The 26,551-nt window shown below is 43.9% G+C and carries 23 protein-coding genes; 13 read left to right on the forward strand and 10 right to left on the reverse strand.

What is annotated here, in order from left to right:
- Positions 1-653 precede the first annotated feature (653 nt).
- The 8 genes from SMUL_RS17790 (at position 654) to SMUL_RS05005 (ending at position 12,283) form a co-directional block, all read left to right on the forward strand.
- Positions 654-815, forward strand: a complete 162-nt coding sequence (locus SMUL_RS17790) for a DUF6538 domain-containing protein (RefSeq protein WP_407701807.1) — start codon at positions 654-656, stop codon at positions 813-815.
- Positions 816-946: 131 nt separating this feature from the next.
- Positions 947-2,035, forward strand: coding sequence for an IS21 family transposase (gene istA / locus SMUL_RS04975; protein WP_168156756.1), 1,089 nt, complete (start codon positions 947-949; stop codon positions 2,033-2,035).
- Positions 2,026-2,844, forward strand: a complete 819-nt coding sequence (gene istB / locus SMUL_RS04980; RefSeq protein WP_025343253.1) for an IS21-like element helper ATPase IstB — start codon at positions 2,026-2,028, stop codon at positions 2,842-2,844. Before istA ends, istB begins: the two co-directional genes overlap by 10 nt.
- 52 nt (positions 2,845-2,896) lie before the next feature.
- On the forward strand, positions 2,897-4,756 hold the full coding sequence (locus tag SMUL_RS04985) for a calcium-binding protein (RefSeq protein ID WP_025344157.1): 1,860 nt from the start codon (positions 2,897-2,899) through the stop codon (positions 4,754-4,756).
- Positions 4,756-5,391, forward strand: coding sequence for a transglutaminase-like cysteine peptidase (locus tag SMUL_RS16530; RefSeq protein WP_084613078.1), 636 nt, complete (start codon positions 4,756-4,758; stop codon positions 5,389-5,391). The genes SMUL_RS04985 and SMUL_RS16530 overlap by 1 nt, the downstream gene beginning before the upstream one ends.
- A 145-nt stretch (positions 5,392-5,536) precedes the next feature.
- Positions 5,537-8,908 carry a transglutaminase family protein gene (locus tag SMUL_RS04995; protein ID WP_025344159.1) on the forward strand — a complete coding sequence of 1,124 codons (3,372 nt, stop codon included), beginning with the start codon at positions 5,537-5,539 and terminating at the stop codon, positions 8,906-8,908.
- Positions 8,909-11,389 carry a circularly permuted type 2 ATP-grasp protein gene (locus SMUL_RS05000; RefSeq protein WP_025344160.1) on the forward strand — a complete coding sequence of 827 codons (2,481 nt, stop codon included), beginning with the start codon at positions 8,909-8,911 and terminating at the stop codon, positions 11,387-11,389.
- Positions 11,390-11,392: 3 nt separating this feature from the next.
- Positions 11,393-12,283, forward strand: coding sequence for a transglutaminase family protein (locus SMUL_RS05005; protein ID WP_025344161.1), 891 nt, complete (start codon positions 11,393-11,395; stop codon positions 12,281-12,283).
- A gap of 67 nt (positions 12,284-12,350) precedes the next feature.
- On the opposite strand, the gene SMUL_RS05010 is transcribed toward SMUL_RS05005, so the two are convergent.
- From SMUL_RS05010 to SMUL_RS05040, 7 genes are all read right to left on the reverse strand, one after another.
- A complete protein-coding gene (locus SMUL_RS05010) occupies positions 12,351-12,779 on the reverse strand; it encodes a hypothetical protein (protein ID WP_025344162.1) in 429 nt (142 codons plus the stop codon).
- 40 nt (positions 12,780-12,819) lie between these two features.
- Positions 12,820-13,773 carry a M14 family metallopeptidase gene (locus SMUL_RS05015; RefSeq protein WP_025344163.1) on the reverse strand — a complete coding sequence of 318 codons (954 nt, stop codon included), beginning with the start codon at positions 13,771-13,773 and terminating at the stop codon, positions 12,820-12,822.
- On the reverse strand, positions 13,770-14,723 hold the full coding sequence (locus tag SMUL_RS05020; protein WP_025344164.1) for a M14 family metallopeptidase: 954 nt from the start codon (positions 14,721-14,723) through the stop codon (positions 13,770-13,772). Before SMUL_RS05020 ends, SMUL_RS05015 begins: the two co-directional genes overlap by 4 nt.
- Positions 14,720-15,490 (reverse strand): transglutaminase family protein, encoded by a 771-nt coding sequence (locus SMUL_RS05025; RefSeq protein ID WP_025344165.1) that lies wholly within the window; start codon positions 15,488-15,490, stop codon positions 14,720-14,722. The genes SMUL_RS05020 and SMUL_RS05025 overlap by 4 nt, the downstream gene beginning before the upstream one ends.
- On the reverse strand, positions 15,480-16,142 hold the full coding sequence (locus SMUL_RS05030) for an alpha-E domain-containing protein (protein ID WP_025344166.1): 663 nt from the start codon (positions 16,140-16,142) through the stop codon (positions 15,480-15,482). Before SMUL_RS05030 ends, SMUL_RS05025 begins: the two co-directional genes overlap by 11 nt.
- Complete coding sequence (locus SMUL_RS05035) at positions 16,139-17,512, reverse strand: circularly permuted type 2 ATP-grasp protein (RefSeq protein ID WP_025344167.1); 1,374 nt, start codon at positions 17,510-17,512, stop codon at positions 16,139-16,141. Before SMUL_RS05035 ends, SMUL_RS05030 begins: the two co-directional genes overlap by 4 nt.
- 132 nt (positions 17,513-17,644) lie before the next feature.
- A complete protein-coding gene (locus SMUL_RS05040) occupies positions 17,645-19,006 on the reverse strand; it encodes a hypothetical protein (protein ID WP_025344168.1) in 1,362 nt (453 codons plus the stop codon).
- A 95-nt stretch (positions 19,007-19,101) separates the two neighbouring features.
- Here SMUL_RS05040 and SMUL_RS05045 point away from each other — a divergent pair, with 95 nt between their 5' ends.
- The 3 genes from SMUL_RS05045 to SMUL_RS05055 all read left to right on the forward strand — a co-directional run bounded on the left by SMUL_RS05045 (position 19,102) and on the right by SMUL_RS05055 (position 20,976).
- Entirely contained in the window at positions 19,102-19,911 is an 810-nt protein-coding gene (locus SMUL_RS05045) for a threonine/serine exporter family protein (RefSeq protein ID WP_051492675.1), read from the forward strand.
- Entirely contained in the window at positions 19,911-20,378 is a 468-nt protein-coding gene (locus SMUL_RS05050; RefSeq protein WP_025344170.1) for a threonine/serine exporter family protein, read from the forward strand. The genes SMUL_RS05045 and SMUL_RS05050 overlap by 1 nt, the downstream gene beginning before the upstream one ends.
- A gap of 139 nt (positions 20,379-20,517) precedes the next feature.
- A complete protein-coding gene (locus tag SMUL_RS05055) occupies positions 20,518-20,976 on the forward strand; it encodes a bacteriohemerythrin (RefSeq protein ID WP_025344171.1) in 459 nt (152 codons plus the stop codon).
- Between the two features lie 63 nt (positions 20,977-21,039).
- Here SMUL_RS05055 and SMUL_RS05060 read toward each other — a convergent pair whose 3' ends face one another.
- The 3 genes from SMUL_RS05060 to SMUL_RS05070 all read right to left on the reverse strand — a co-directional run bounded on the left by SMUL_RS05060 (position 21,040) and on the right by SMUL_RS05070 (position 24,214).
- A complete protein-coding gene (locus SMUL_RS05060) occupies positions 21,040-23,031 on the reverse strand; it encodes a heavy metal translocating P-type ATPase (protein ID WP_025344172.1) in 1,992 nt (663 codons plus the stop codon).
- Positions 23,018-23,395, reverse strand: coding sequence for an ArsR/SmtB family transcription factor (locus tag SMUL_RS05065; protein WP_025344173.1), 378 nt, complete (start codon positions 23,393-23,395; stop codon positions 23,018-23,020). The genes SMUL_RS05060 and SMUL_RS05065 overlap by 14 nt, the downstream gene beginning before the upstream one ends.
- Positions 23,396-23,575: 180 nt before the next feature.
- Positions 23,576-24,214 (reverse strand): LysE family translocator, encoded by a 639-nt coding sequence (locus tag SMUL_RS05070; RefSeq protein WP_025344174.1) that lies wholly within the window; start codon positions 24,212-24,214, stop codon positions 23,576-23,578.
- 435 nt (positions 24,215-24,649) lie between these two features.
- Here SMUL_RS05070 and SMUL_RS05075 point away from each other — a divergent pair, with 435 nt between their 5' ends.
- Both SMUL_RS05075 and SMUL_RS05080 read left to right on the forward strand, forming a co-directional pair.
- A complete protein-coding gene (locus tag SMUL_RS05075; RefSeq protein WP_190278602.1) occupies positions 24,650-25,144 on the forward strand; it encodes a DUF2062 domain-containing protein in 495 nt (164 codons plus the stop codon).
- A gap of 126 nt (positions 25,145-25,270) precedes the next feature.
- Positions 25,271-26,533: a serine hydroxymethyltransferase gene (locus SMUL_RS05080; protein WP_025344176.1), complete on the forward strand. Its 1,263-nt coding sequence runs from the start codon at positions 25,271-25,273 to the stop codon at positions 26,531-26,533.
- Positions 26,534-26,551: the final 18 nt, after the last annotated feature.

Consider the following 26,551-nt stretch of genomic DNA (forward strand, 5'->3'; position numbering starts at 1 on the left):
TTTTTATTCAATTCGCTTTTAAACAAACTTTTTGAAAGAAATTTTTAGATTTATATATTTTCAATATATAAACTTTTCAATAGAAAGAATTTTCGTTTTTAAATCAAGGATATAAGAAGTTTAAGATAACATTTACAATGTTATCGTTCTTAGTTAAATTAAAAAAATTTAATTCAACTAATCACAATTTTTATTCTAAAGTAATTTTATCATTACAATAATATTCATATTTCATAACTATACACATACACCTTTTATTTTAATAAATACAATAATTGATATTAAGATAGATATATAAAAATATAGATACTAATTAAGTAATCAAATATCCTTATTTTAGAAACGAAATAGTAATTTTTAAAGATAAAATAAAAGAATTTATATATTTTTTAATATGTTATAGTTTGTTATAGTTTTTTTTAAGTTTTATTTGCTATAATTCCACACGAATTTTTGAAAATTGTTTCAAAAATCCCTTTTTAAAGGTTTCTTTAAAATGATGTTGTCGCCGGAGTATGTACTCATAAGCCGGAGGTCGAGGGTTCGAGTCCCTCTTTTGACACCATTTTAAAGCAAATAAGCTTAAAAATATGACTCTATGTTATATTTTGTTATAGTTTTCAATTGTTCAAATTTTAATAAAAGTTTGAAGAATGAAAAACATCTACTTAAGAAATAATATTTTTTACTATCGAAAATCAATTCCAATACAATTAAAAATCTTTTTTAAAAACAAATCCTTATATATACGCACATTAAGCACTAAATCAAGAGTTTTAGCATTAAAGTATGCTAAATGTCAGACGAAGTGCTAAACTCGTCAGTTGAAAATGTAATTTGAACGTTGCATTTTGATTTAAAACCTTAAGAAACCAAGTTAAATTGGTTAAACTCCATTTTCAAATTTCTGGAAAGGAGTTGAGTGTTAAAAAAAGGTGAAATTAAAATGATAAAGAAGTTTTTAGCTGAGGGTTTGAGTAAGAGTGCCATTGCACGAAAGTTAGGTATTTCAAGAGATACCGTAAGGCGTTACGCCAATCTTCCTGATGATTATGTTCCTCATATTAATCGACCTCCTGTCATCAATAGTGTTGATCCTTATCTACCGCATATTGCCAAGATGTTAGAGATGGCAGAAGCGACGAAAAGTGAAATCCCTTTAACGGTTATTTATGAAGAGATTAAGAAGCTAGGCTATGAGGGAAGTTTGCGTTGGTTGCAGCAAGTTATCCAAAGATATGAGTTAAGAAGTCGAGCCAAATTGGATGAACCTATCATTCGCTTTGAAACCAAACCTGCCCAACAGATGCAAGTCGATTGGATAGAGTTTCCAAAGGATAATTTATCAGCATTTGTGGCAACGATGGGATATTCTAGGGCTTCGTATGTGGAATATGTCAATAATGAGAAGATAGAGACGCTCATTGGATGCCATATGAATGCCTTTAGCTACTTTGGAGGTGTTCCAACGGAGTGTTTGTATGACAATATGAAAACGGTTATTTTAGGACGGAATAGTTATGGCAGAGGCAAACATAAACTCAATCCACTCTTTGAGGACTTTGCCAAACACTGTGGCTTTAGCATCAAAGTCTGCAAACCCTACCGTGCCAAGACCAAAGGAAAAGTAGAGAGATTTAACCATTATCTACGGTATAACTTTCATAATGGATTGATAGTGAGACTTTCTATGAAGCATTATGCATTAACGCTGGATAATGCGAATGCAGAAGTGCTCAAATGGTTGGATAATACCGCCAATAAACGCATCCACCAAACAACATTACAGATACCATTTGAATTATTAGCACAAGAGCAGCTGCAACTGCGTCCTGTGCCTAAAGCCTATCAAGGAATCCACCCTAAAGCTTTGATTGAAAGTGTAGCTAAAAAATATACGCCAATCAATTCATACCATGACATCGATAAGCTCTACATTCCCCATCGTGACATTCAATGCTACGATGAGTTTATCCCGATCGTTGCCAATATTATTCTTCCAGTTGGATTATACGGTGGTGCATTATGGAATTAATTGTATCCATTGAAGCACTCTGTAAAGAGCTGAATCTCTCCACCATTAGTACACACTATCATGAGATAGCAACAACAGCAGCCAAAGAGAATTGGCAGTATGTTCAGTTCCTTGAGGAACTCTTACGCCAAGAGGTGGATAATCGCTTAGGACGCTCCAAAAACACATTGACAAAGCTTGCAGGCTTCCCCGTTATTAAAACCCTAGAGCAATTTGATTACACTTTCTCAGTAGGCGTAAACAGAAAACAGATTGAAGAGTTATCCAATCTCACCTTTGTAAAGAAGCATGAGAATATCATCCTCTTAGGTGAAAGCGGTGTGGGTAAAACCCATCTGGCTATTGCTCTAGCATTAAGAGCTGTACAACATCGCTACAAAGTGAGATTTACCACCATCAGTGAACTCTTAAGCAGTGCCAATAGAGCTAAAAAAGAGAAAAAATACGATAGCTTTCTCAAATCCATCACAAGCCCATCGGTTCTTGTTATCGATGAGATTGGATACTTTAATATGAGTAAAGAAGAAGCTAATCACTTTTTTCAAATTATCTCTAAACGCTATGAAAAAAGCTCCACCATCTTTACATCAAATTTGGTATTCAGTAAATGGGTTCAAGTATTTGCAGGGGATAAAATCGTTACAACAGCTATTTTAGATAGAGTATTACATCACTCACATATCATCAATATTCAAGGAGACAGTTACCGACTTAAAGAGAAAAAACTAACAGGAGTTTTACACTCAGAAATCTATAAGTTTGAAGCTAAATCTTCAAACCTAGAAGGTCAAAATTCAGAGGTGGTTTAAGTTTCAATTCGCAACTTTCTTACATTAAAAACTGACGACTTCTGCGCTTCGCTTGACAACCGCTGCAGATACTGATCTTAAAACGGTTGCTTATACTCCTGGTGAAGCAGATGAAGTCTATCTTGTCACTAACCTTTCTGATCTTACCGATACTCTGGTTGGAACCGTTGAAGCTCCTATTACTTCTGAAGGAAGTGTTGTAATCCAAACAGGTGTATTGAACTTAGCCGATATCTCAGGTGCCGATGGTTGGGATGATCCTAAATTGGTCTCTGTCACGTATGAGGGTACGACGTATACGTTTGATACAACCCATACTTCCTTTACGATCGTAACGGATGCAGGAACGGTAACGATCGATAATCAAGGCGCATACACCTTTACGTCGTTAACCGATGTTGTAAATGATGTAAGTGATAGCATTACTTACACGGTTAAAGACAGTGATGGCTCAACGGCACAAGCTCAGTTGATACTCACAACACTCGATAGCAGTGAAACGGTTGCGATCAGCGACACAGTAACGATTGTTTCTACAAGTGTAACGACACCTACAACAGGAACAGGGGCATGGAATGACAATGGCAATCGTGTAGATCTTGCAAATGATAGTTTGTCGGTGAGACTCAACACCAATGATAGTGGATCAAATCAAACAGTAACTACAACATCACAATCCTTTACAGTTGCACAAACAGGAACCGTAAGCGTGACAGTTAGTAATATACAATCTGCAAATAATACTGGAGATTCCTTTACTGTAACCCTTGGTGATGGTACAACTGCAACGGTTACTGCCACTGTTTCTGGTTGGTGGAATCCTACAACTTCATGGACAGTGACGGGTAGCTCAAATGCTACATGGAACAGCTCTACAGGTACACTAACGTTTACCAATGTCAGTGCTGGTACTAAAACGATGACCGTTACAGCGTATAGATTGGATGCAACCTTCTCAAGCTTGACCTATCCTTCATCGACAACAATCACAACGACCAATGTTTGGGATAGTGTTGGAACAGAGGCTGCAACGCTTGCGGCAGGTATTATTGCTATTACAGGTAATGTTCTTACTAATGACCTTTTAGGTTCCGAAGGTGCGACGATTACACAAGTTGATGGAGCAACGGTCAGTGGCACGAGTGTAAGTATTACAGGAGACTATGGAACATTAGTGATCAATACTGAAACAGGAGCGTATACTTACACTTTAAATACCACTGCAAGCGCAGATGATGTTGATACCTTTACCTATACCCTTGCGCAAGCTGATGGTGATACGAGTACCGCAAACTTGACCTTTAACTTCGCAAGCAGCGTTGGAACAACAAGTACGGATGGTGCCGACACTTTGGTGGCTTCCAGCGATGCAGGTGTAACGCTTTATGGTGGAGAAGGTGATGACCACTTAATCGGAGGAGCAGGCAATGACACACTTTATGGCGGTGCAGGTTCCGACACCTTAGAGGGTGATGCTGGAGATGACTACCTTGATGGTGGCGCAGGAAGCGATGCCTTGTATGGTGGTGCTGGCAATGACACCTTGGTGTACGATGCGAGCGACAGTATTATCGATGGTGGAGCGGATACCGATACGCTTCTTATCAACACCGATGGCTCTGTAGACTTGAGCAATGTTGCAGCGATCGCAACGAGCATCGAAGTGGTAGACCTTACGCAAGCGAGTGTTGCGCTTACGATCAATCCAGCCGATGTCTTGAGTATCACTGATGATGCAAGCACCGTTCTTAAAGTCTTGGGTGGAAGTGATGATAGCATTTCAGGTACAGGCTGGACAGCTTCTTCAGACGCAACAGCGTTGGATGCAGGCTTTACACGTTACGAGAGTACCGCGGATAGTTCGATTAAAATCGACATCCAAAATACGATTGTTACCACCGACTTTAATTAATGCTTTTTAAAGTCGTCCTAGGCTTCATGCTTTTACATGTAAGCCTTTTAGGAGGGGAGTTTAAACTCTCCTCCTCTTTTTTCTCCTCGCAACCTTCCCCAAAATCCAAAGCCATTTTCAAAGACTATGAGCGTTTTATGAACGAAACCAGCCCCAAATCTTTACATGTAAAGCTTGAAGCGGTGAACTTTTACGTCAATGCCTTTGTGGGTGCGTACGATGAACAGACCTATGGAAGAGACGAATACTGGGCAAGCCGAGGTGAGTTTTTGGCTCACGGCGGTGGGGATTGCGAAGATTATGTGATTACCAAGTTTTACACGCTAAGAGATTTGGGCGTGGATGCGAAAAAGATGGGTTTATGCGTGGTGAAAGATACCGATCGTGGGCTTTGGCACATGATCTTGTTGGTGTTTGCAACGCACAAAGAGGAGCCTTTGGTGCTCGATAACCTGAGCTTTAAAGTCATGCCACTGAGCAAGCGCTATGACATCGCCATCAAAGAGTGCATGAACGAAGAGGGCAGTGTCAAACTGCAAAACAACGCCTTTGTGGAAGATAGCACACACCGACCTTTTAAAAGTTACAAAGCGATGTTGGATCGCACTTCTAAAGAGATTCTCTGGCAACACTAATCTTTACATGTAACGTCCACACGCGTTAAAGCAAGACTAAAGAATACTGCTTAATACATAGCCAAACAGGGCGCACAATCCACTCACTTCATGCTATAATATTTTTACATGTAAAGATTTTTACTTTCTGTTTTAAAGGATTCGTATGTCACTCAAAGTTGTTCTATCGCATAAAACAGAATACCACTATGACCGCTACGTAGCGCTCTCACCGCACATCATCCGTTTGCGCCCAGCACCGCACAGCAGGACGCCCATCGAGGCGTACTCGCTCAAAATAAAACCTGACAACCATTTTATCAACTGGCAGCAAGACCCGTTTGGCAATTACTTAGCACGCATCGTGTTTCCTGAAAAAACGAAGGAGCTGTGCATCGATGTTGAGATCATCGCCGATCTCATTACGATCAATCCGTTTGATTTTTTTGTCGATGACTACGCCAGTGAGTTTCCTTTCTTTTACACCAAAGAGCTTCAAAAAGAGCTGATACCTTACCTCGAAGAGAGCGAAGATGGTGAGTTGTTGCGCTCTTTTGTACGCTCACTTGACTGTCAAAAACGCCCCATCATTGACTTTTTGGTTTATCTCAATTCTGAAATCAATCGCTTCTTAAACTACACCATCAGGCTGGAACCAGGGGTTCAAAGTTGCGAAGTGACCTTAGGCAATAAACTGGGCAGTTGTCGCGATTTCGCGTGGCTGTTCGTACAAGTGCTCCGTCATTTAGGGCTTGCGGCACGTTTTGTCTCTGGCTATTTGGTGCAACTCAAAGCCGATGTCACCTCACTCGATGGACCAAGTGGTCCTGAAGCGGACTTTACCGACCTTCACGCGTGGACAGAGGTGTATATCCCCGGAGCTGGCTGGGTTGGGTTGGATTCGACGAGTGGACTTTTTGCAGGCGAAGGGCACATACCGCTTGCTTGCACGCCTTCCTTTGAGAGTGCCTATGCGATAGAGGGTCTAAGTGATCAGTGCGAAACCGAATTTGTGTATGACAACACCGTCACACGCATTTTTGAGTCACCGCGCGTCACCAAACCGTACCGTGATGACCAATGGAACGCTATTTATAACTTAGGCTTTGAAGTGGACAAAGCCTTAGAAGAGGGCGATGTGAGGCTTTCCATGGGTGGCGAGCCGACCTTTGTCTCCATCGACGACATGGAAGGCGATGAGTGGAACACCACAGCCGATGGTGAGCACAAACGCGCCCTGGCCGACACCCTTTCACGAAAATTACTAAATTCATTTGCTAAAGGTGGCATGCTTCATTACGCCCAAGGTAAATGGTACCCCGGAGAGCCGCTTCCAAGATGGCAAACCTCCATCGTTTGGCGCAAAGATGACAAACCCATCTGGCACAATCCCGAGCTTTTTGCCGATATGAACGAGGCATATACCTACACCAACGAAGATGCCAAACGCTTTTTGTCCAAGCTTTCGCTCACCCTTGGCATCAGCGATCAAAACATCGTCGAAGCTTACGAAGATCCGCTGTATTACATCGTCAAAGAGTCCGAACTGCCCATCGACATCGACCCGATAAAGTCTGATCTCTCTGATTCGTTAGAGCGAAGAACGATCGCTAAAGTACTCTCCCAAGGGCTCAATAAGCCTGTGGGTTACGTGCTTCCGCTCAATTATGGCGAACACGAATGGATGACATCGACGTGGGAATTGCGCAGAGGATACGTCTATCTGAGTGCAGGAAATTCACCGATGGGACTCAGACTTCCTCTGAGTTCTTTGCCTGAAAAACCTAAAGATGCGTTGGCACTTCATCCTGAACCAGACCTTTTTGCCCCTTTTGCAGCGCTAGGCGAGTACTCTGAAGCGGCAAAAAGGCGTTGTGCATCAGCAGGGGAAGCGAGCATTGAAGCGACGCATCACCGTGAGAAGTTTGTACGCACCGCGTTGTGTACGGAAGTGCGCGATGGAAAGCTCTATGTTTTCCTTCCACCGCTCAACCACTCGGAGTCGTTTTTAGAGCTGATTGCAAGCATTGAAGCCGTGGCAGAATCTTTACATGTAAAGGTTGTTTTGGAAGGCTACGAGCCTGCGCATGATCTCAGACTCGATCGCATCAAAGTCACGCCAGACCCGGGCGTCATCGAAGTAAATATCCAACCTGCAACCTCATGGAAAATGCTCAGCGATAATCTTCTGTTACTCTACAAAGACGCACGAGAGTCACGTTTGGGTACGGAAAAATTTATGCTGGACGGCAAACACACAGGCACAGGCGGGGGCAATCACGTCACAATCGGAGCGCTCAAACCTGAGGACAGTCCACTGCTTCGCCGTCCCGATCTGCTTCGCAGTCTCATCACCTTTTGGCAACATCATCCGGGACTTTCGTACCTTTTCTCCGGTGCATTTATAGGCCCAACATCCCAAGCGCCTCGCGTGGATGAGGGCAGGGTGGAAAATCTGTATGAGCTTGAGATCGCTTTTTCGCAAATTGGCGAGGATGAAGAGGTACCGTTTTGGCTGACCGATCGCCTATTCCGTCATATGCTAACCGACATCACGGGCAACACGCACCGAAGCGAATTTTGCATCGACAAGCTTTATTCTCCCGATTCCAGTAGTGGAAGACTTGGCATCTTAGAACTTCGAGCGTTCGATATGCCTCCACACGCCCAAATGGCTCTGTTGCAGATGCTTTTGGTACGTACGTTAGTCGCCGTGTTTTGGAAAAAACCGTACAAACACAAATTGGTTCGTTGGGGCACACAGCTTCACGATAAATTTTTGCTAGAGCATTACGTCAAAGAAGACGTGCGCGACATCGTAGAATTTTTACAAGCGGAAGGCTATGCGTTTGAGTTAAACTGGTTCGATCCTTTCTTTGAGTTTCGTTTTCCGCTCTACGGTATGACGACGATTGAAAATATAAACTTAGAACTTCGCGCCGCCATTGAGCCGTGGAATGTATTGGGCGAAGAGAGCGGTTCGCAAGGCACAGCACGTTATGTGGACTCTTCGTTGGAGCGCGTGCAAGTCAAAGTCCAAAACTTTACACCGGAACGCTACACGCTTACATGTAACGCCGTGGCAATTCCTCTCGCCCCCACTGGCATGGAAGGCGAGTTTGTGGCAGGCGTGAAGTACAAAGCGTGGGAGCCGTACTCTGCTCTTCATCCGACCATCGGTGCGGACACGCCTTTGGTGTTTGATGTGGTCGACACATGGAACAAACGCTCTATCGGCGGTATGTCCTACTTTGTAGCCCATCCGGGTGGGCGTACTTACGACACTTTCCCTGTAAACAGCTACGAAGCAGAATCACGTCGCATCAACCGTTTTTGGGACTTCAACCACACCCAAGGTGAGGCGGAGTACCAAAGCAGTTCCGTGGTCACGCAACATGCAAACTCAGCTGAGGGCAGTGAGCGCACGGTCGTGGTGCATAAACCCAAAGCACTCAAACAGTTTGTGTTTCAAGAACTGCCGATCAGCAGTGAATTTCCACACACCTTAGATCTGAGACGAAAACGGAACACGAAATAGATGAATTTCTTAGATAATTACAGTTCAGCTTCCCAGTTTGATGAGATGCTCGATGATCAGTTTCGTGTCAGAGAGCACTGGCAACCGCTCCTTACGCGCCTTGAATCGATCAGCGCTGAAGAGCTCGCCAATAAACAAGCCGAAATCACATGGCATTTGGAAGATAACGGTGTGACGTACAACGTCTACAACGACCCAGAGGGCAATGGCAATCGTCCGTGGAGTTTAGACCCGATTCCGTTTGTCATCACCAAAACGGAGTGGAAAACGATCAAACAAGGGATCAAACAGCGCGCAAAACTGTTCAACTTGATCTTAAAAGACCTCTACGGCGAGCAGAAACTGCTCAAAGAGAACATCATCCCTGCCGAGGTGATTTACGGGCACAAAGGATTCATTCCTGCCGTTCATTCCTTGGGATTGATGGAGGATTTTCAGCTTCATTTTTACGCGCTTGATATGGCACGAGGGCCTGATGGCAAAATGTGGGTCATCAATGATCGCACCCAAGCGCCCTCAGGGCTTGGCTATGCCGTTGAAAATCGTTTGACGATGAACATCGTCTCCAAAGACCTCTACCCCGAACACGAGATCAAAAAACTGCTTCCCTTCATCGATGAGTTTAAAAAGCTGTTGAAAAAACTCTCTAAAGGTGACATCTCCAAAGCGGCACTGCTGACTCCTGGCCCTTTGAGCGAAACTTACTTTGAACATGCCTATTTGAGCTCTTTTTTGGAGATTAACTTGGTTGAGGGCGATGATTTGCTCTCCAAAAATGGTGCTTTGTGGCTTAAAAGTTTGAGTGGGCTGAAGCCTATCAACACCCTGTTAAGACGTTTGGATGACCGTTTTTGCGATCCGCTTGAACTTCGCAGTGACTCAAAATTGGGCGTTGCAGGCTTAGTCGATAGCTTAAGACAAGGTAATCTTGCGATGATCAACCCCATCGGCAGTGCGATTGTTGAAAACATCGGACTAAACCCTTTTATGGAGCGCATCTGTCACTATTTTTTAAACGAAGAGCTTTTACTGCCCCAAATCGCGACATGGTGGTGTGGGCAGAGCCATGAACTGGAGTATGTGCTAGAGCATTTTGACACGCTCATCATCAAAAAGATTGACCGTACCGAGGCGATTCAGACGCACTTGGTGAAAAAACTCTCTCATGAAATGAAGCAGCAACTTAAAAACAGCATCCTGCAAAACCCTCATCAGTACGTCGCTCAAGAGGAGATCAGCTTTTCAACGACTCCTTTTTACGCCAACGGGAGAATCGAGCCTCGCAACGCCGTTGTGCGCGCGTATGCCCTGAAAAAAAACGAGAACTACACGGTGATGAATGGAGGACTGGTGCGCGTTTCTGCCTCCAAAGATGCGCTTTTGGTCTCCTCACAAAAGGGTGGAACGAGTAAAGATTTGTGGATTTTGGGTGAAGATGACACGATTGATATGAGCTCCATTTTTAACACATTGCCCTATGTTGATGTCTCGATTCACACGATGCCTACACGCAAAGCGGAAAACCTTTTTTGGTTGGGGCGCTACCTTTGTCGTACCATCACAACCATACGACTCATTCGCTATGTGGTGAAAAAAATGACCAACTTTAGTCGCTACGAAGGGGCTTTGTCGCAGGAATCACAACTGATTTTAGAAAAATCATTGACCCATTTAACGATGACCTATCCTGGCTTTTTAGATGAAAAAATTGTGCAAAATCGGATGAGTGAAATTGAGTCGCTTATCAAAGACAAAAGCAAGCAAGGTGGTCTCTCCTTTACGATGGAGATGCTCTTTAGCGCGAATGTTTCCATCAAAAGCCTGCTTGCGATTGAGGCGTGGAAACTTTTTGATAAGATGCAAAAAGAGTGGAAAGTGTTTAATCGTAAAATCAACTCTCCGACACAGACGATTTTAAGCGAGCTCGATAAATTTTTGCTCTACCTCGTTGCGTACAAAGAGTTGGTCGAAGAGAGCATGTACAAAGAGCAGGGGTTGATTTTGTATGACATCGGCTATAAGCTGGAGTCGGCGCTTTTGACGATCTCCAAAGCGCGCTCGATGCTCTGTGTCAAACATGAAAAGTCCGCAAGCTACGACATCTTAGAAGGCATGCTCAATTCTTGTGAGAGCTTTAATGCGTATAGAACGCAGTATAAAAGCTCACTCCAACTGGACAATGTATTGGAGTTTTTGATTCTCAGTCCGCAATTTCCAAAGTCGATTGCCTACATTACCAACGAGCTTTTGGAAGACATGAAAGCACTTCCGAAGAGTAAAAAATACCTGAGCAGCTACGAAGAGCCTGTGTTTCAAGCGTTTTCATCGCTTAAACTGACAACTGTGGCTGGCTTGATGCAGATAGAAGAGGGCGGAACGGTGTATCAAATACTCGATGAATTTTTAGCCAAACTGACAGCGCATTTTTCGCTCTGTTCGATGGAGCTTTCCAAAACCTATTTTTCACACTACGATGAGTAAGCCATGACCTATGAAATCTACCACAAAACCGCCTTCAAATACGAAAGTATCGTCACCTTTAGCCACAACATCGCCCGCCTCAAACCCAAAGACACGCCTTTTCAGCGTGTGATGGATTTTGGCATGGAGATCACGCCCATGCCGTATGAGCAAAGCGAATTTGATGACATGTTTGGCAACCACACGACGCACCTTTTAATACGCGAAGCGCATGAGTCACTCTCCGTCATCGGCAGTTCACGCGTTGATCTGGATGGCGATGCGATGCGTTTACATGTAAACAATCTTCGCGCACAAAGCACCTCGTACGAGGCGTCTTTAGGCTTGTTGCAACAGTTTGATCTGAACGATCTGGTTGCGAAGCCGTTTATGTTTGACTCAGCACTCATTCCTAAAGCCTCGCGTGGCATCGTCGAGTATGCGAAGCGTTCGTTTGCACCACAACGCAACCTTGTGGATGCTGCGCAGGAGTTTATGAACCGCATCTTTCAAGACTTCGCTTTTGTCGCAGGTTTTAGCGATGTGACCACGCCCATCGAGGAGATTTTCGAGGCGAAAAAAGGGGTTTGCCAAGATTTCGCACAGTTCGCCATCGCCGCCCTCCGCTCCATCGGTCTGCCTGCGAAATACATGAGTGGGTACATCGAAACTATCCCAGCAGCGGGCATGCCAAAACTCTTTGGCGCCGACGCATCGCACGCATGGTTTGCGCTCTACATTCCTCGCCTTGGTTGGATGGAGTTTGACCCAACCAATAACATCATCCCTGAAGATCAACATATTTTACTAGGATCTGGTCGAGACTACAACGACGTCGCCCCACTTAAAGGTGTCGTATTAAGTAGCGGACAGAGCGAACTCTCTATCGAAGTGAATGTGCAAAAGATGGTGTAAGAGTTTTACATGTAAAAAAGAATAGACAAGAATTGGAATACTCAATAAAAATTGAGTTCCAATTTTTTTATTCTTCTGTTTTAAGTTTTTGTAAATCTGCAAAATATTTTTTTGTCAGTATAAAAAAGATTATAAATATTACACTATAAAATATAGTATTGTAAACAATCCCAATTAGATTAAATCTTGGTAGTATATTTATAATCCACATTGAAGTAATTAAGATTGCAAATACAATGATTGAATATTTTGAACTTTCTTTAGGATGTTTGACATCAATATTTTTATTGATATAAGAAATTGAATATTTAACACCTATGAAGAAAAAAGCAATGTAAACAATATCCTTCAAAAGTATTAATAAACCTTTATCTAATGATGAACCTAAAAATTTATTGACAAAATATCCAGCCAGTAATCCAAAAAATGGAATGACAATAGAAGTCGTCAATATATGCGTAAAAACAACACTAAAAACAGATTTTTCTTTTTTCATACTAGCTTCTTAACTCAAAACTTTATTTTACATGTAAGCCTTAAAGATTATTCTGTGCGGATTCGACTTTGACGATGCGGTAGGCAATGGCGTTTTGGAAGATGAGCGAATAGTCGTAGCGACAGGAGATGATGCCATCGCAGGGTGAGATGATCGTCTGGATGAGTGTGCCATCGAGTGAGTTGAAAATGCGTGCTAAGGGTTGCCCATGCACGACAGAATCACCAATGTTGGCGAGGGTGTCAAAGAGTCCTGCGGCACTGCTTTTGATCGCTTCAACATCGTTTGGCATGACAAGATTGCCGTGTGAGCCTTCAAAGGTTGAGAAGTCGATGAGCTCTTTTTTGACTAAAAAGCGCACGATTGCATCAAACACTTTGTTGGCTTCATGCTTATGGAGGATGCCTTTTTTGCCTGAAATGAGCGAAAATGCTTTGGCATTCCAAACATTCCAATTGTAGGTTAAAGAGACCGTGTCATTGGGCGTCTCTTCTTTGACGTGAATAAAATCAAGCCCAAACGCTCTTGCATCCTCGATATAGCTCATACCTGATTCGAGCACCTCGACGTAGGGGATGCACTCGACGTGATCTTTTCTCGCTTCAAGTAAAATCGCGTAGTCGTAGTTATTGGTTTTTTCAAACAAGCGTGAAGCGATGCGTTGGGTTGTCTCACCTTTATCGTAGCCTGGAAACATCACATCGATGTCGGTGTTATCGAGTGGCCAGAAGTTTTTTCCCATGTTAAAGGAGTAGGGGTTGACTGTGGGGATGACAAGAATTTCACCCTTGACGAAGGCGGCATTTGCCAGTTCGTGTTGACGTAAAAAGCGCACCAATTGCGACGCGATCCAAAGCTGATCGATGGCCGTGCCCATCATCGGTCCTACGATGACGCAACTAGGCGTCGTGCCCTCTCTTCCAAAACGAAACCCTTTGACTTTGAGAGGATTACGACTGAGCGAGCTGATCTCAAATAAAACTTCTTCTTTCATAGGGCGGTGTCCTCTTTGGGGTCTTCGAGTATGCGTGCAAGAAGGGAGCCTTCGTACACGACTGGGTATTCGCGAATCGTAAATAACAAGCCATTGCATGGGCTAATGAGCGTCTCTTCGATGCGTCCTGAGAGCGGATCGATGATTTCGCCTAGTTTTTCACCTTTGAGTACCGTGACATTGTGCTCTAAAATAGGAATGAAAATTCCTGATTTGGAAGCGTTCACAAAAAAGACTTCCGAATGCAGGTTTGAAACGGTCGTTTTCGTCATTGGAAGAACAGCTCTTTCGATGATTCCCACATGTGCGAGTAGGTTTAAAATACCTCGGGTGAGGCTTTGCCCATACTCTTTGGTAATGCGCATTCCAACACCCATCTCCACAACCAATGTCTTAGTGCCAAGGGAGTTCATCGCATGCGCAAACGTAGACTCCAAAACCGTCACAGCATCGTGTACCCAAATAAATTCAATGTCGAGTTTTTCCGCCAAAGGGATGAGTTCATCGGCGGTTGAACGACTGATACGCACTTGGGGAAGCTCGCGCAAAAAGATGTTGCTCGCGTGAATATCGATGGCAAAGTCACTGCCTCTGACCGTGTCGACGATAGCATTGGCGACTTGTGCAGGCAAAAAATCAGCGGTGTTGCCAGGGAAATTGCGGTTGAGATCGACATCGTAAAAAGGAAAACCTCTCGTGATGCTGTCAATGCCCATTGGATTCATGGAAGGGTAAATATCCACAATGCCTTTAATACAGTGTTGGTTAGCGTTCAGCCATTTGGCAAGCAGATAACAGACGTATTGCCCTTCGATCTCATCGCCGTGAATGCCTGTGACGATGGAGATGCGTTTGGTTGACGTGGAAATATCCTCAGGCGAAAAGCGGTTGCGTCTGAGTGTTAAGGTTTCATTGACAGGTAAGTTGACGTTAAAAACCTCTTCAATCATTGTTCATTCCTCTCAATTCGACCCATGATTTCTAAAATATGCTGACGCTTGCCGATGTAACTGCCTCTGTGAATCTGACACTCTGAAAAATCACGCCCATGAGCGATTTTGATGTAAGGTTCATCATGGATAAAGATGCCACTTTGCGGATCTAACCCTCTCCAATCCCCATCCATAAAGGCTTCCACCCACGTATGTGTTTTATTGACACCATCGATAAACCCGTTGACAAAACGGGCAGGAATGCCGTTACTGCGCAGGAGCGCAATCAGCAAATGGCTAAAATCTTGACTGATGCCCTCTTTGTAGAGCAAAAAGGTTTCAAGCCCTTTGGCTTTGGGCTCTTCAATGGGTCTAAACTGCTCATACAGCAGTTGGGTTAAAAAATGTGCTTTGCGAAAGTCCGTTACAGGAAGCTTAAGTGAACGAGAAAATTCGCGCACATCTTCGCACCAAGGCGTTAACGTGGAGTAGGGAAGATAAAGCTCCACGGGCTCTTTGTCGTGGTAAACATAAGGGGAGAGTTCTATCTCACCTTCGATGGTTGCTTTAAGGGCACGGTGTGGTTTCCCAAGATACCCAAACACCAAATGGTTTTCAAACCCATCACGTGTTTGGTAATAAGGAATGCCATCGTTAAGACTGAGTTTCCAGTCCAGAAGCGTTTGTATGGCATTGGTGTACGGAACCATGCGCAGACAAAAGTGATGGTTGCGTACGGGCTCATCAAACGTGAGCGTAAAATCATAAGAAAAATTAACTTTCATGCTTTATGGTCAATGCCTCGAATACTGAATTTATCGTTTGTAACGTTTTAGGTTTATTGCTGGATGAGAGTGTAACACGTTTATGATTTGGGCGAACTTTTTCAGCAATACTGTTAAGCTTTTCCACATCCATCAAAGCCGCTTCAATGCTGTCGTAAAGGCGAATATTGAGATCCATTCGCTCTACTACTTTGCCCAGCTGAATCAACGGAGACTCTTTAGCTTCAACGAGTGAAAGCTCCAAATTGCCCCAAATCGCATCAAGCTCTTTTAACGTATTTTCTAACCAATAGAGCGAAACAGTGCGCTCCTCTTTAGCTTCTTGGTATGCCAAATAGAGGGCATTGATACGGCTAAACATACGGTTTGAGAGGTGTGAACGTGTCAAAATGGCATTTTCACGCGCCGCATGGATCGTGTTGCATAAGCTTGCATCTTGTAAATTAAAGACACTTTCTCTCAAAAACATTTGCGCCGAGTCATACTCAAGCTCAATGCCAAGTTTGGCATAAAATGCCTTCGCGTCTTCAAAATCTTCATCTAAAATTTTATCGAAAAGGGCGATGACCAGACGTGTCATACTCTCGGAGCGTTGAATGTACCTGCCCATCCAGTAAAGATGTTCTGCCGCTTGTGGGGGTATGAGAATCATCTGTGCTCCTTTAAAACCCATGTATCTTTAAAACCGCCACCTTGGGAAGAGTTGACGATGTAACTGGTCGGATCCATCGCAAAACGGGTCAGTCCTCCTGGCCAGACAAAAATGTCTTCACCGTAAATCGAGAACATCCGAAGGTCGGCTTTGCGAGGTGAAAATGTGCCTGCCTCATCTAAACATTCGATGTCATAAAACTCAATCACCTCTTGCGCGATGAAGCGTCTAGGCTCCGCAATAATAGCATCTTTGAGCTTTTCACGCTCAGGTTTCGTCAGTTGTGAGCCAAACACAACGCCGTATCCTCCTGCTTCAGCAACATCTTTGATGACCAAGGTGCGCATATTTTGTAAAATGTGGTTACGATCTTTCTCAAAAAATGCCAAGAACGTTGGGGCATTTTGCAAGATCGGCTCTTCATTCATATAGTATTTAATCATCGCTGGCACAAAGTAGTAAATGCCCTTATCGTCTGCGATACCGTTTCCTATGCTGTTCATCAGAGCTACATTGCCTGCACGATACGCTTGTGTGATGTTGGAAACTCCGATCAAAGAGTCTGGGTGAAACTCGACAGGATCAAGCGCATCATCATCCAAACGGCGGTAAATGGCGCCCACACGTGCTTTTTTCCCGTTGTACGTTTTAAGATAGACTTTGTCTTTTTCCACCACCAAGTCTTCACCATTGGCAAGTATTGCACCGCTCTCTTTGGCGAGATACGAGTGTTCGTAAAACGCAGAATTATAACGACCCGGTGTTAAGATGACATTGATGCCACCCGTGTTGACGTGGTTCATCGCTGCTTCGAGTTTTTTCGGGTAATCTCTTACGTCTTGAATCGGAAGTTTCTCAAAAAATTCAGGAAACACTTTGCGTGTCAGCATACGAAGCGAGAGCGGATAACTCACGCCACTGGGCACTCGGATGTTGTCTTCAAGCACAACCCAACCGTCTCCAACACTGTTTTTAACAAGATCAATACCACTGATGTGCACGCGAATATTTTTTGCCACAGATGTGTTTGCAAATGCGGGCAGATAAGCTTTGGATGAAAAGACAAATTCACTAGGAATGATGCCATCTTTGAGAATTTTTTGTGCTCCGTAGACATCTTCTAAAAAGAGATTGAGTGCGAAGATGCGCTGTTGTATCCCTTTCTCAAGGTACGCAAATTCTGACGGGGAGACGATTCTTGGAATGATGTCAAAGGGAAATTTGCGCTCTATAAAAGCGTTGTTTTTAAAAAGGTTGAAGTTGATCGCTTCGGTATTCATGTAAGTGAGCAACTCTTGGACGCGGTTCTTGTCGATCGTGTTTAAGATGCCTTTAAACGCATCATAGAATGGACTGTTTGACTCAATCATAGTGTACCTTTTGCCCTTTCACCTAAATGTGATGTAAGCAGTTTAGCACAAAATTAAGCAGAGGAAGAGGATAAAAGCGTAATTTTTTGATTATTTTTTAAACACTAACAAAAGTGTGACAAAAGTTTAATCTTACCCCTGCCAAAGATAGGCAAAAACAAGCCCTTCAACTAAAAACAGACTGCAAAAAAGCAGGTTCCATTTCAAAGAGACTTCGAGTGGTGTTACATGTAAAAATTTGGCGGTCATCAGTGACATGCCCGCAAACGGTGAAATGATAAACGAGACAGCCGCCGATATAAGCAAAATGAGTGCGATGGAAACAGAGGAGAGTGGAAGCGAAACGGAGAGTAAAATTTTGCCAAACATCACCGCAAGCACCAAAGGATGGATGCCGCATAAGGCGATCAAGATAAATAAAAGAGGAATGACAAGGATGGAGAAAATGCCAAGGTGATTGACACTCTCTTGCAAAAGAGGTTGAATGTAACTCAAAATACCACTGTGATCGACCGCACCTGCAAACAGCCCCACCGCAATAAAAAAGACTGAAAAATCGGTCGCTTGCATAATGCCACTCTCCCCGTAGTTCTTCAACACTGTTTTGAGTTCTGGCTGGTTACGGTAATACGTGATCCAAATCGTTGAGACGATGAGTCCTGCGAGTAAAATTCTCCCTGTTCCTGTTGCAATCGAAAACCTTTCCAAGAGTCCTATACCCACAATAAGGCTGATAATCACTAGGATAATATGCGCGGTCTGTTTGGGTGCGTTTTTGGCAATAGAAGAGGTGGCAGGAAGCGTTTCAGACATCGAAATGATGGGCTTATTCAGGCGTGTAAAGTGCTCTAAGGCATACGACGTTAACATCCCTATGAGACTCAAAAGAAGACCCGGCACAAACAGCTGTGACCACGAGACATGGGTCACTTGCATCACCAAAAGAATGATAATCGCCCCCGGCGCCCAAAAGAGGGCAAGGGTGTATCCTCGCATAATGGCGGTGGCAAAAAATCGTTGGTACTGCGAAACACTGTTTTTGAGCGCTTTGTTAAAGAGCGAAACCATCACAGGAACCGTTCCAAAGAGTAAAAAGCTCGCAAAAAGATTGGTTACAAGCATCGCAAAAAGGTAGAGCGAACTCTCTTTTTTAAAGAGTCTTTTGAGCCAATACTCGACGGTGTCACTGTAATGCCCAACTTCGATCGGAATGGAGAAAAGCTGCATCACCACGATGATCGCGATGATGTTCGTCATAGAAGTGAGTGACTGCATCCCAATGGAAAAGGGAAGTTTATAGTAGATCAGTATGAGCGTACCCAACGTAAAAAAGAACAGAGTGATGGTGCGAAAACCACTTTTTTGTATAAAAAGACCCAAGACAAACAAAAGAGCTGTAAAAAACGTTAAAAGCTCCAAACTCACGGGCATAAAAAGTTGTGTTACATGTAAAAGTGTAATGACCAAAAGCGCCATTTTACAGATGGTGTTCATCTAGATTCCAAAATTAAAGTGTGCTATTGTAGCGAAATAGAGGTTAGAGAAATACAAAGAGATTTAAGCTAAAATCTTTACATGTAAAGCCAAAAATGAGATATGATTCTACCCATAGAACGCAAAAAGGATTTCCCACGATCTCGAAGGAAGAACAAACCCGTATCACCACTGTTGTTGTCAGAGTTGCGGCGATGCTTCTTGAGTATGGTGCTGAGAGCCGCTTAATTGAGCAACTCTCCTCTCGTTTGGGCATTGCGCTTGGGTGTACATCTATTGAGATTTCGCTGATTCCTTCCGCGATTGTTTTGACCACGCTGATTGGCGATTCTTCGGTTACGACGACGAGACGCGCGCATGAACAGCCGATTAATATGTCTATTGTGCATCAAATTGTCACGATTTGCATTGAAGCGGAGCAAAATCCTCGTAACATTATGAAGGTTGAGCGCTCCCTTGCCAACATTCACGCCAATCCTTATCCTGCATGGTTGATTGTGCCCATTATCGGGCTTTCATGTGCGGCGTTTAGCCATTTACAAGGGGCGGATTGGCCGGGATTTTGGATCACATTTTTGGCGGCATCGGTGGGTATGATGGTGCGAAGAGAACTCTCCTCTCGCAAGTACTCTTTGCTGATCGTGTTTGCCTTTACCGCATTTGTCTGCACCCTGATCGGCAGTCTTGCTTTTTACCATGATCTTAGCAGCACGGGGCGCATTGTGCTCTCCTCCAGTGTCTTACTCCTCGTTCCAGGATTTCCCTATATCAACTCCATGCTGGACGCATTTAAGGGCTACATCAGTATGGGCTGGGGGCGTTGGACGCAAGCGACGCTTTTGACACTGATGTCTTCCCTTGGCATTATGCTCGCGATGGGGCTTTTGGACATTAAAGGATGGTAATGATGGAATGGGTCACGCTTTTATTAGACGCTTTATGGGCGGCGATTCCTGCTGTGGGATTTGGGATGATTTTCAATGTCCCTCGCTCTGCGCTGCCATTGTGTGCTTTGGGAGGTGCGCTGACGTATGGTCTTCGAGAAGTTTTGTTGCACCACCATTTCTCCATCGAACTTTCAACGTTTATCGCCGCGACAGCCATCGGCATTATCGGTGTTTTCTGGTCACGCCGCTATGTGATGCCCAGACCCGTTTACACGGTTCCCTCCATCATTCCGATGATCCCTGGAACGTACGCGTATGAGATGATGATAAGCCTTGTGAGCATGAACACCGATGGCGTCACCGATGCGCTACTTTCAAGTTTCATCGAAAATGGACTGCACGCGGTGAGCATTTTATTTGCGATTGCCTTTGGTTTGGTGCTGCCTTCGATGTATTATACTAAGCGTAAACAGCCTATTATTTAGGGGTTTTGGTGTTTACATGTAACGCTAAAAAACGAGATAACTGCAGTCTATTCTGTCACGTTAAATCCCCCTTTTTTGCCTCTGTGTTTATGTTATAATTTCCAGAATTTCATCAAAATTCAATTTGCAAGGAATGGCAATGTCGTATTGGAAATGGGAGCCTTCTTTTTCGGTGGGTATCGCTGTGATTGATGATCAGCATAAACGCATCATTGCGTATATTAATGAACTCGGTACGATTTCAATCTATCACGATAAAGAAAAAGTGCGTACAGTGCTTTTCGCGTTGATGGATTACACGGTTTCCCATCTTGCCTTTGAAGAGCGTTTGATGCAAGAAGCTGGGTATCCTAAACTGGAAGCCCATAAGCAGATTCATCTCTCTTTTATTGAGCGCATTCATTTCTTTACAGAACGCTATGAAAACGGTGAAGATATTTCAAAACAGCTGATGACGGAACTTCAAATGTGGCTGATCAATCATATTCAAAACGACGATACAGACTATAAAGAGGTCGTTCAAGCGATGCTTCACAAAAAAGAAGGTCAAATGAACGATGGATGGCTCACAACGTTGATCGATAAATTTTTTAAATAATCACACTTTTAATGGTTACATGTAAGAAAAAACGCTCCTCGTTTGGAAGAGCGTTTTTCGCGTTTATTTATGCGTTAAAACACGCGTCGCGTTGAGTACCGCGATGAGCGCAACGCCCACATCGCCAAAGACGGCTTCCCACATCGTGGCAATTCCCATCGCGCCCATGATCAAGATAATCCCTTTAACCCCCAGTGCAAAGATGATGTTTTGCCAGACGATGACGTGGGTTTTGTGGGCGATTTTAAGCGCGGTAGCGACTTTACTGATCTCGTCGGTCATGATGACAATGTCTGCGGCTTCAATCGCCGCGTCAGAACCAACCCCACCCATCGCAATGCCGATGTCTGCGCGTGCAAGGACTGGCGCATCGTTGATGCCATCTCCCACAAAGACGGTTTTGCCTTTGCCGCTTTTTCGCGCCATAATCTCTTCAAGTTTTTCGACCTTTTGATGCGGTAAAAGCTCTGCTTCAACATGGGTGATGCCAAGCTCTTTGGCGACTTTTTCAGCGGTTGCTTTAGTGTCTCCTGTAAGCATCACGATGTCTTTGATGCCAAGCGCTTTGAGTGCTAAAATGGCCTGTTTACTGTCAACTTTGGGTGTATCGGCGATGATGAGGTAGCCTGCTAAGATGCCCTCAACCACGATATAAACGACGGTGTCGGGCGTATCGAGTTGCTCATGGGTGATGGTATGCTCAAGGAGGAGTTTATCGTTGCCTGCAAGAACGGTTTTGCCCTCTATGGTCGCTTTGATGCCGTACCCTGCAAGCTCTTCGTAGTCGCTCACAACGGCTTCCAAAGGCTCTATGTATGCGCGTTTGATGGAAAGTGCGATGGGATGGCTTGAGTGCATCTCAGCCAGTGCGGCAAGGCGCAAGACATCCACTTCACTGTACCCGTGTAGCGCGGTGATAGAGGTAACGCTGAAAACCCCTTTTGTGAGGGTTCCTGTTTTGTCCAAAACGACGGTATCGACGCCATTGAGTGCTTCAAGGAAGTTGCCACCTTTGACCAAAATGCCGTTTTTAGACGCACCACCGATGCCTCCAAAAAAGCTCAACGGAATGGAAACCACGAGTGCGCACGGGCATGAAACAACAAGGAAAACTAGGGAGCGTCTAAACCAGTCGCTTAAAAGCGCGTCTTGCATCAAAAGCGGTGGCACAAATGCGAGTAGGGCGGCGGAGATGACGACAATGGGCGTATAGTATTTGGCAAACGTGGTGATAAATTGCTCTGTTTTGGCTTTTTTAGCGCCTGCGTTTTGAACAAGGTCTAAGATTTTTGAGACGGTGGATTCTGAGAAAAGTTTGGTCGTTTCGATGACAATTACACCCGTTTTATTGATGGTTCCAGAGAGCACATCGTGTCCTACGGCAACCTCTTTGGGTAACGATTCGCCCGTAAGTGCAGAAGTATCGAGCGTTGAGCGTCCTTCGATGATGATGCCATCGAGTGGAATTTTCTCCCCCGGTCTGACGATAATGCGACTTCCCAGCATGACATCGCTTGGGTTGACTTTTTGCTCGCCAGTTTCACTTTGCAGGTTCGCAAAATCAGGGCGAATGTCCATCAGTTTGGTGATGGATTTGCGAGAGCGATCGACCGCTAAGTCTTGGAAAAATTCACCGATGCGGAAGAAAAGCATTACCGCAACACCCTCAGGGTACTCGCCGATACTAAACGCTCCGACGGTTGCAAGACCCATCAAAAAGTTTTCGTCAAAAACATGCCCTTTAAAAAGGTTGGTGACCGCCATGTAGAGGATTTCGCCACCCACTAAGAAAAAGCTGATAAGATACGTCCAAAACATGAGCGGATTGCTCTCATCCATCACAATAGCAGAGACGAAGAGCACCGCGCCGATGCAAAAGGTGACAAAATGCCACGATTTGAACATCTCCATCACGCTAGAATCGCCTAAACCGTGATGGTGTTCATGTTCATGTTCGTGGTGCGCGTGTGCATCTGGCACAATGGGTTGGCATCTACTGCAACAACTTCCCGTTGTCGCGTCGCATGTTTGGGGTGCGGTCTCATGAAATTGCATACTCAAATCCTCGTGGTTCTAAAATGTGTTCTAATCCTTGGTTAAAAATGGTTTTAATGTGTTCATCATCGAGTGAATAAAAGACGACTTTTCCCTCTTTGCGGTGTTTGACAAGCCGTGCTTGACGAAGGACGCGAAGTTGGTGAGAGATGGCAGACTGTGTCATATGTAACAGTTCTGCGATGTCGCAAACACACATCTCCGCTTCAAAAAGTGCCGAGATGATCTTCACGCGCGTCGTGTCGCCAAAGACTTTAAAGAGTTCAGCAAGGTCGTAAAGCTTCTCTTCTTGAGGCATCTTGGCTCTGACCATTTCGATGACATTTTCATGCACAATGTCGCAACTGCAAAATTCATCGCTCATCGGGTCCTCCTCTAAATTGATGTATAAATGCTCATATGAACAATTGCTCATATATTAAAATAACTCAAATTAGAGAAAGCTTAAAATGATAGACAGACTCAAAAAGTTTTTACATGTAAAGAAAATGCAGAGGGCAAAACGTTAAAAGTTTAGCCCTCATTTCCCTTTTGGTTTAGATGATTATGTATTTCGTCGTTGTTCAAAGGCAAGGCGAGCGGCTAATGTGACTAAAACGAAGCCCATGAAATAGCGTTGAATAGCGAGCCATGTCGGATTTTGAGAAAACCAAGAGGCGATACCAGCCGCTGAGAGTGTGATAAGAAGATTGATTGAAAAGCTTATGGCAATTTGTAGCAACCCAAGCACAATGCTCTGAGAAAAGACGGAGCCGTACTGTGTTGAAATAAATTGTGGGAGAATGGCGAGATAGAACACTGCAATTTTAGGATTAAGCACATTGGTGAGAAATCCCATCAAAAAGAGTTTAGCGGGTGGATCAAATGGAAGATTTCTCGCTTCAAAGGGTGAACGAGCTCCCGGTCGGACAGCTTGCCATGCCAACCAAAGTAAATACAGTGCACCCGCCCATTTAAGGATTTCGTAGGCAAGAGGGATTGCAAGAAACAGCGCCGTTAAACCAACTGCCGCCGCAAACATGTGGATGAGAAAGCCAGCGATCACACCCAATAGTGAGATGATGCCCGCTTTATACCCCTGAGCGATAGATCGCGAGATTAAATAAATCATATTTGGCCCAGGTGTTAAAACCATCAGTAACGCTGCTCCTGCGAATAAAGCCAATTCATTAAGTGGAATCATACATTTCTCCTTAAATGTGTCATTAGTTATTAACACCAAAGTATAGTAAGAATAATTTGAATGTTAATCTAAAATCGTTTGATAATCTTTACATGTAAAGATTACAGCCTACCTATCATCTTCAAAATCTCAACGTGTTGCATCATTGTAATGGAATCGTCACAATAGAACAATCCAAAAATTGCTCTGATGGAAATAAGTTGGCAATTTTTGGATTGAGTGAAAGAACATTTATGGCTAAACTGTCTCTCATCAACCCAAAAGGAGATCAGATGAGTTTTACATGTAAAGAAAAGAGAGAGGGCAAAACGTTAAAAGTTTAGCCCCGAGCCTAATTCTTGCCGATTCTTGTTTCCTTAAAGATGTGTAAAAAGCTTTAGAAGAACTCTCTCAAAAAAGATGCTAAACTTGCTACTAAAAAATAGGTGTCATTTGGTGAAAAAACTATTTAAAAAAAATGCAACTTCAAGTAAATTTGACGCTTTCATTGAAAAATACAACATCCCAAAAGAGTATCTTTTTATCAACAGAAAAATGGTGACACGCGCACTTTTGATTGGGATTTCTATCGGGCTTATTCCGATGCCTTTTCAAATGTTACTGGTCGTTGGCATGATATTTTTCGTCAAATTTAACGTACCCATCGCTCTTCTGATGGTCTGGCTGAGCAATCCTCTGACCATGCCTTTTATGTATTACGCGGAGTACAAGACGGGTGTTTATCTGCTTGGCATGGACCAACTCGTTGTAGAGCTGAGCCTTGAATGGTTCGAAAATCATTTTTCCAGCATTTTTCTTCCTCTGTACACAGGAACACTTTTTTACATCTGCACCCTTGCTCCATTGGTCTATTTTGGCGTGGATTGGCTCTGGATTCGCTCCGTTCGTAAGCAAAGACGCTTAGCCTCAAAAGAGCCTTTTCACAAATAGACTTTTCTTTAACACGAAGGCTTATAATCCAAAAATTGCTCTAATGGAAATAAGTTGGCAATTTTTGGATTGAGTGAAAGCATATTTATGGCTAAACTGTCTCTCATCAACCCCAAAGGAGATCAGATGAGTTATATCAATAATGATCGTTTATCCACAGCCGATGACGCTGTTTTTAGGATTCTTCACAATGAGTTTGAGAGGCAAGCAACGCATCTTGAAATGATCGCGAGTGAGAATTTTACCTCGACTGCAGTTATGGAAGCAACGGGAAGTATTTTTACCAACAAATACGCTGAGGGTTACCCACAAAAGCGGTATTATAACGGCTGTGAATGTGCCGATGAGATTGAGCAACTTGCCATTGACAGGCTGTGTGAGATTTTTGGATGTGCTTATGCCAATGTGCAACCCCATTCGGGTAGCCAAGCCAATGGAGCGGTGTATGCGGCACTTTTAAATGCAAATGATAAATTATTGGGTATGGATTTGCAGCAAGGTGGTCACTTGACGCACGGTGCAAAAGTGAGTTTTTCGGGTAAAAATTATCAATCGTTTAGTTATGGCGTGGATGCGAACGGTTATATTGATTATGACAAGGTTCTGGAGATCGCGAAGATCGTCAAGCCTAAGATGATCGTTTGCGGTGCTTCGGCGTATGCACGTGAGCTTGATTTTGCTAAGTTTCGAGAGATTGCGGACGCAGTTGGTGCGATCTTATTTGCTGACATCGCACACATCGCAGGACTGGTTGCCGCGGGTGAGCATAGGAGCCCTTTTCCTTACGCGCATGTGGTGACGTCTACGACGCACAAAACATTGCGCGGTCCTAGGGGCGGTGTTATTATGACAAACGATGAAGCGCTCGCGAAAAAGATCAACGCAGCCATTTTCCCAGGCATCCAAGGTGGTCCCTTGTTGCATGTTATCGCGGCAAAAGCGGTGGCATTTGGTGAAGTGTTAAAGCCAGAGTGGAAAGAGTATGCCAAGCAGGTTAAAATCAATGCAAGCGTTTTGGGCGAGGTTTTGCTTGAGCGAGGCTTTGATTTGGTTAGTGGTGGAACCGATAACCATCTGATTTTGGTATCATTACTCAATAAGGATTATTCAGGCGAAGAGGCGAGCAGCGCCTTAGAAAACGCAGGTATAACGGTGAATAAAAACAGTGTTCCAGGCGATACGAGAAGTGCTAAATTGACCTCAGGTATTCGCATCGGTTCTGCGGCATTAACGACACTGGGGTTGAGAGAAAAAGAGTTTGAGTTGATCGCGCATCGCATTTGCGATGTGTTGGAAAATAAAGATAATCTAGCGTTACATGTAAAGATTAAAAAAGAGTTGGTTGCTCTTTTGAAGAACTTCCAAGTGTACGAAAGTGCGACGTATTAAATGACAAAATGACGAAGG

Origin of the sequence: Sulfurospirillum multivorans DSM 12446 (assembly GCF_000568815.1) — a bacterium.
Taxonomy (GTDB): Bacteria; Campylobacterota; Campylobacteria; order Campylobacterales; family Sulfurospirillaceae; genus Sulfurospirillum; species Sulfurospirillum multivorans.

Coding starts and splice junctions, on each gene's coding strand:
- SMUL_RS17790 (WP_407701807.1), top strand. CDS start 654: ATGAAAAACATCTACTTAAGAAATAATATTTTTTACTATCGAAAATCA.
- istA (WP_168156756.1), top strand. CDS start 947: ATGATAAAGAAGTTTTTAGCTGAGGGTTTGAGTAAGAGTGCCATTGCA.
- istB (WP_025343253.1), top strand. CDS start 2,026: ATGGAATTAATTGTATCCATTGAAGCACTCTGTAAAGAGCTGAATCTC.
- SMUL_RS16530 (WP_084613078.1), top strand. CDS start 4,756: ATGCTTTTTAAAGTCGTCCTAGGCTTCATGCTTTTACATGTAAGCCTT.
- SMUL_RS04995 (WP_025344159.1), top strand. CDS start 5,537: ATGTCACTCAAAGTTGTTCTATCGCATAAAACAGAATACCACTATGAC.
- SMUL_RS05000 (WP_025344160.1), top strand. CDS start 8,909: ATGAATTTCTTAGATAATTACAGTTCAGCTTCCCAGTTTGATGAGATG.
- SMUL_RS05005 (WP_025344161.1), top strand. CDS start 11,393: ATGACCTATGAAATCTACCACAAAACCGCCTTCAAATACGAAAGTATC.
- SMUL_RS05010 (WP_025344162.1), bottom strand. CDS start 12,779: ATGAAAAAAGAAAAATCTGTTTTTAGTGTTGTTTTTACGCATATATTG.
- SMUL_RS05015 (WP_025344163.1), bottom strand. CDS start 13,773: ATGAAAGAAGAAGTTTTATTTGAGATCAGCTCGCTCAGTCGTAATCCT.
- SMUL_RS05020 (WP_025344164.1), bottom strand. CDS start 14,723: ATGATTGAAGAGGTTTTTAACGTCAACTTACCTGTCAATGAAACCTTA.
- SMUL_RS05025 (WP_025344165.1), bottom strand. CDS start 15,490: ATGAAAGTTAATTTTTCTTATGATTTTACGCTCACGTTTGATGAGCCC.
- SMUL_RS05030 (WP_025344166.1), bottom strand. CDS start 16,142: ATGATTCTCATACCCCCACAAGCGGCAGAACATCTTTACTGGATGGGC.
- SMUL_RS05035 (WP_025344167.1), bottom strand. CDS start 17,512: ATGATTGAGTCAAACAGTCCATTCTATGATGCGTTTAAAGGCATCTTA.
- SMUL_RS05040 (WP_025344168.1), bottom strand. CDS start 19,006: ATGAACACCATCTGTAAAATGGCGCTTTTGGTCATTACACTTTTACAT.
- SMUL_RS05045 (WP_051492675.1), top strand. CDS start 19,102: ATGAGATATGATTCTACCCATAGAACGCAAAAAGGATTTCCCACGATC.
- SMUL_RS05050 (WP_025344170.1), top strand. CDS start 19,911: ATGATGGAATGGGTCACGCTTTTATTAGACGCTTTATGGGCGGCGATT.
- SMUL_RS05055 (WP_025344171.1), top strand. CDS start 20,518: ATGTCGTATTGGAAATGGGAGCCTTCTTTTTCGGTGGGTATCGCTGTG.
- SMUL_RS05060 (WP_025344172.1), bottom strand. CDS start 23,031: ATGCAATTTCATGAGACCGCACCCCAAACATGCGACGCGACAACGGGA.
- SMUL_RS05065 (WP_025344173.1), bottom strand. CDS start 23,395: ATGAGCGATGAATTTTGCAGTTGCGACATTGTGCATGAAAATGTCATC.
- SMUL_RS05070 (WP_025344174.1), bottom strand. CDS start 24,214: ATGATTCCACTTAATGAATTGGCTTTATTCGCAGGAGCAGCGTTACTG.
- SMUL_RS05080 (WP_025344176.1), top strand. CDS start 25,271: ATGAGTTATATCAATAATGATCGTTTATCCACAGCCGATGACGCTGTT.